We start from the raw sequence: 5,046 nt of genomic DNA, 5'->3' as shown, positions 1-5,046 counted from the left end.
TGGAAGGCAACCTGTATTCCTTCCTCACCGATTTCGGCACCTCCCCGGTCGCCGGTGGTTTCGATGACACCGACCGTTCGACCACGCAATCGATTGAAGCACGAAGCCGATTTCACTCGGCCGAGTTCAACTATCGCCGCCGCACGATGTTCCCCTACTGCCGATTCCAAAGCTCTTGGCTCGTCGGTTTGCGATTCATGCGATACGACGATGGGCTTCGCTACTCGACTCAAGGACAAACCAACGTGACGACCGGCCCCAATCCGGGGATCTATGACCGGTTCTTCGATGCCGACTCGGATACCGAAAACCGGTTGTTCGGGCCGCAGACCGGATTCGATTTCTGGTGGAACGTGGCTCCGGGAATTTCCCTCGGCCTGGGTGCGAAAGGAGCTTGGGTGCAAAACGACGTCGACCGAACGATTCGGATCTCGGCCAACTCGCTCGTGCCCCAAACCGTTGTCGACGGCGATCAACGCGGAACGATCCTGACCGACCTTGAACTGAAAGGGATCTATCGCTTGTCGCACTCGCTGACCCTACGCGGTTCGTACTACGTCCTGGCTGTCGACGATATTGCCTTCGGCGGCATGGACTTTCAGGCCAGCAGTTCGCCCCAACGGGTGACCGCGGGCAACCTGACCTACGACAGTCTGACTCTGCAAGGTTTCACCGTCGGTGCGGAATACATGTGGTAGGGCTGTGAAAACCAGCGACTCGCAACGACAAAAACCCCGCTCGGAGAACGAGCGGGGTTTTTTTGTGGTTGAAACATCTTGGTCGCGATGGAGTGAATGAGACAGCCGACTGCGCCAGCGCAAGCTGGAAGCTTACGCCACGGTGGTCTAGCGACTCAAATCGACGGCGACAATTTCTTTGTCGTTTCGGATGAACGCGGTCTTGTCGGCGTAGGCCGGATGGCTCCAAAGTACCGGACGGCCGAACGATTCATTGGTCGGTTCGAGCACCTGCATCCGACCCTTTTCCTCGTAGCCGGCGGCGGTCAGTTCGGCGACGATCAATTCGCCGGTTTCGCTCATCAACAGGTAGCGATCGGATTGTCCCAAGCGTGTCAAGAACGCGGTACCGTGTCGGGCGAATCGTTTTTCGCCGGGCACGGTGGGCTGGAAGGTTTCCCAAAGTCGATCGCCGTTGGTTGCATCGACAGCGATCAGGTTTCCTTTGACGCAATCGGTTCCGTAAATCACTCCGTCGACAATCATCGGCGGCGCGTTGCTGCAATGGACGGCGTTCTTGGGGCCACCCCGCCAGAGTTCTTTGGCGGTGGGCGATTCGCTGCCGAGCCGAAACATGACCGCTTCGGCATGAATCCCGCTGGCGTACATCAGGTCGCCTTCGATCATCGGTTGGGCAATCGACATCTCGTAGGCGGGCGTGATCGGAATGTTCCACAGTGATTTTCCCGTGGCCGGATCCAAGCCCTCGACGGCTTCGGGGTGATAAACGATCAACTGACGTGTTCCGCCGGCCTCGATGATGCGAGTCGCACAGTACCCCGCTTTGGCGTCCAACGATTTCCAACGCACCTCTCCGGTCGCTTTTTCAAACGCGACCACGCCTTGTCCCTGGCCGCCGACCATCGTGTACAGCAGATCGCCGTCGACCAAGGGATGCGACGCGAAGCCCCAGATGGGCACTTCGGCGCCAAAGTCATTGGGCAAATTGCGTGTCCAAACCAACGAACCGTCGGCGACCGACAGACAGGTCAGATCGCCTTCGGCACCGAGCAGGTAAACGTTGTCCCGGTCGACCGTCGGGGTCGCACGGGGGCCGGCGGGGTAGCTGATTTCGTAGGGGCGGTCATACGAGTATTCCCAGAGTTTCTCGCCGGTTTTCGCATCCAACACTTGCAGACGCTCTTTGCCGGTCAGGGTGGCGCGTTGGCCGGGATCGTTGACCACTTCGCCGCCACTGCGTTGATAGTCAAACACGAACACCTTGCCGTCGGCGACGGCGGGGCCGGCGTACCCTCCCGCGATCGGGGTTCGCCATTTGATCGGCAACCCCGAATCGGGGATGTGGTCGATCACACCGGACTCGCGGTAAACGCCATCTCGCGAGGAACCGAGCCAGCCCGGCCAGTCTTCGCCGTTGACTCGATCGGGGCTCGTCAAAATCGAGCCGGTGACGCACAGACAGGCGATCAAAAGAACGTGTTTTGTCATCAATTGGTTACTCATTGAGGAATTCAGGTCAGCCATTATTACGGATCTATACCGTCTGGCCGAGGCGATCTTTCCGTGTTTCATTGTGAATGTTTCATGACCGCTTTGACCAACCGGCCGTTGAGAGCGTCACGAGAGACAGCCGCTCACTGATCCACGGCGTCCAAATACTCCGCCAGCGTCGTCAGGTGCTCGACCGCGACGTCCATGTTGATCGTCGGTCCGGGGACCCGGTGGTACCGCATCGCTTCGTCGCTCAACCATGCGCCGCGTTCGTCTTGTCCATCCATGATCTCTTGAACCTCGCGGGGACTTGGGGGGCGGCTCGTATCGGATTCGGCGAGCTGTTTCGGCGTCAGTCGGGCGATCCGTTCGGACTTCTTCCGCAACTGGGGAACTTTGCTTTGTAGCTGGAACCCGTAGTGGGTGGGCATGTCGCTGTCGTCGTAGGTCAGTTGATAGTCGAGGGTGAAGTACAGCGGGCGATTCGTTTTCAGTTCGTAAAAACGTGCGACGCGGCCGTCGGGCAGATGGCAGGTTTCCAAATAGTCGAGTGCGCGCGGGATCGGTTCGATGTATTTTCGATCGCCGAGTTCGCGGTACACCATCATCAACGTTTCGATCACGCTGAACGATTCGCTGGTCGTGATCGCGGGCGGTTCGAATTTTCGCGCCCAAATCGGCTGCATCCGGGCGTCGTATTGTTGTGCCCAGGCGGGTTGGGGAGCGGGCATCTGGGCGGCCAGCAATGAGTCGGCAAGCTTGACGGCTGATGCCCGGTATCGCGGATCTCCGTAGACTTCGTCAGCCAACACCAGCACCTTCATGACGTCGCGTGCCAAATGGTCATTCAACGTGTATCGATACCAATATTCGTTGTGTCCGGGATAGGTTCTCGGCCAGGCGTCGGGATAGCTGGCGTTCAACTTCGGCGTGTCGAGGTCGCGTCGGTCCGTCCAGACTTGCGGGAATCCTCCGCCGGAAAACTGCCCCCGCTGGATCAACCCATCGAGTCCGTAGAGGGTCATCTCGTGGATCGATTCGTCTTTGAACTCGAGCGCCCGATCCAATTGGATCAGGAAACGCAGTGCCGATTGCGTCTTGTCGTCGTCGAGGCTGGATTGGTCTTTGGCCTTGGAACCGGGGCGGTCGACTCGGTAGGCCCAGCGACGGCGGCGTTCCGGTTCGAACTCGACCATCGCCTGCCAGCCGCCGGATTGCATTTGACCGCGACGAAGCGACTCGGCGGCCGCCCGGGCCGCGTCCAGGAACTGACGGTCACCGGTGGCTTGGTAAAGCTGGACGAACGCCTGACCGACTGCGGGTGTGCCCGGCGGTTGGACCCAAACGGTCGACGTTTCGACAACGCCTTCGCCTTCACGATGTTTCAAATCCGCCGAATAACGCCACAGGTAACCGCCTTCGGTGCTGACCTGTTCGACCAGAAACGACGTCGCTTTTTTGGCCGCGGCGAGCGCTTCACCGGGCAGATCGGCATGGGCTGGCGTTGCGAGGGCGGCAATGATTGCGGCACAACACACGCAAGACAGTCGCGGGCGGGGCATCGACGTTTGGTGACGCATGGGACCGGCGGAGCTTGAGGGCGGGAATTCGGGGCGTCCCAAATTCTAACCCGCCGCGGCGGCCGATGGGGGGAGAGGCTTCTCGCGATCGAATCAGTAGCACGACCGCCTGGAAGCCGCTTCCGCAGGTTGCTCTCAGACGCCGACCGGAGCGCCGGACGTCCATTTCGTGAAATCGTGGGGTTCGCGGTGGACGTGGTTGTACACCGTGTCTCGCTCGACGGGCTCGCGACCGGCTTCGGCGATCAACTGTTTGATGTGATCGACGCTCAGGCATTCCGGGGTCGTGGCGCCGGCGTCGTGATAAATCAATTCGTGCCGGACCGTGCCGTCGATGTCGTCGGCGCCATAGGCGAGCGCGGTTTGTGCGGTTTCGATGCCCAGCATGATCCAGTACGCCTTGATGTGTTGGACGTTGTCGAGCATCAGCCGGCTGATTGCCATCGTCCGCAGATCCATCAGGGCCGACGGTTTCTTGATGTTGTCCAGCTTGGTGTTTTCGGGGTGAAACGCCAGCGGGATGAAGACTTGGAATCCGCCCGTCCGGTCTTGTAATTCACGCAACCGGATCAAGTGATCGATGCGGTGGTAGGCCTGTTCGACGTGACCGTACAGCATCGTGCAATTGGTTCTCAGGCCGATTTCGTGGGCCGTTTGATGGATCTGCAGCCATTCGTGCGTGTTCGCTTTATGCTCGCACAACTGATCGCGGACTTCGGGGTGAAAAATCTCGGCCCCGCCACCGGGCATGCTTCCCAGCCCGGCATCACGCATGTCTTGCAGCACCCATTGTTTCGATTTCTTGGTCTGGAATTCGAACCAATTGATTTCAACGGCGGTCCATGCTTTGAGATGGATTTGGGGGTAGGTCTTGTTCAGCAGTTCGATGATGCCGCGGTACCACTCGTACGGCATCTTGTGGTGCAGCCCGCCGACGATGTGCATTTCTGTGCATCCGTTTTCGGTGGCTTCGCGGCCGCGTTCGACGATTTGTTCGTCGTTCATCACGTAGCCTTTGGGGTCGCGCAGGTCGCTGCGGAACGCGCAGAACCGGCAGCGATAGACGCAGACGTTGGTCGGGTTCAGGTGGGTGTTAATATTGAAATAACCCACGTTGCCGTTTTTGCGTTCACGGACCAGATTGGCCAATTGGCCGACTTCCTGCAGTGGCACGGCGGGATCGTAGAGAAAGATCCCGTCGTCCAGGCTGAGCCGTTCTTCGGATTCAACTTTGTCACGGATTTCGCGGAATCGTGCGGCGTAATCGGTTGCAGGCA

At 59.3% G+C, this 5,046-nt stretch carries 4 protein-coding genes; 1 reads left to right on the top strand and 3 read right to left on the bottom strand.

Annotated features, from left to right (window positions below; all coding sequences use genetic code 11):
- The coding region (locus tag ABX749_RS21365; RefSeq protein ID WP_372897765.1) for a BBP7 family outer membrane beta-barrel protein at positions 1–698 on the top strand (698 nt) is incomplete at its 5' end.
- A 147-nt stretch (positions 699–845) separates the two neighbouring features.
- Here ABX749_RS21365 and ABX749_RS21360 read toward each other — a convergent pair.
- The 3 genes from ABX749_RS21360 to mqnE all read right to left on the bottom strand — a co-directional run.
- Entirely contained in the window at positions 846–2,186 is a 1,341-nt protein-coding gene (locus tag ABX749_RS21360) for a PQQ-binding-like beta-propeller repeat protein (protein ID WP_372897764.1), read from the bottom strand.
- Positions 2,187–2,332: 146 nt separating this feature from the next.
- The gene (locus ABX749_RS21355; protein ID WP_372897763.1) at positions 2,333–3,751 is read right to left on the bottom strand and encodes a pectate lyase; all 1,419 of its coding nucleotides are present in this window, start codon (positions 3,749–3,751) and stop codon (positions 2,333–2,335) included.
- A 153-nt stretch (positions 3,752–3,904) separates the two neighbouring features.
- Positions 3,905–5,046 (bottom strand): aminofutalosine synthase MqnE (gene mqnE, locus ABX749_RS21350; RefSeq protein WP_372897762.1); only part of this gene is annotated, 1,142 nt, incomplete at its 5' end.

Source organism: Stieleria sp., assembly GCF_041595215.1.
In the GTDB taxonomy this organism is placed as follows: Bacteria; Planctomycetota; Planctomycetia; order Pirellulales; family Pirellulaceae; genus Stieleria; species Stieleria magnilauensis.
This window is presented reverse-complemented; position numbering and strand designations above follow the sequence as displayed.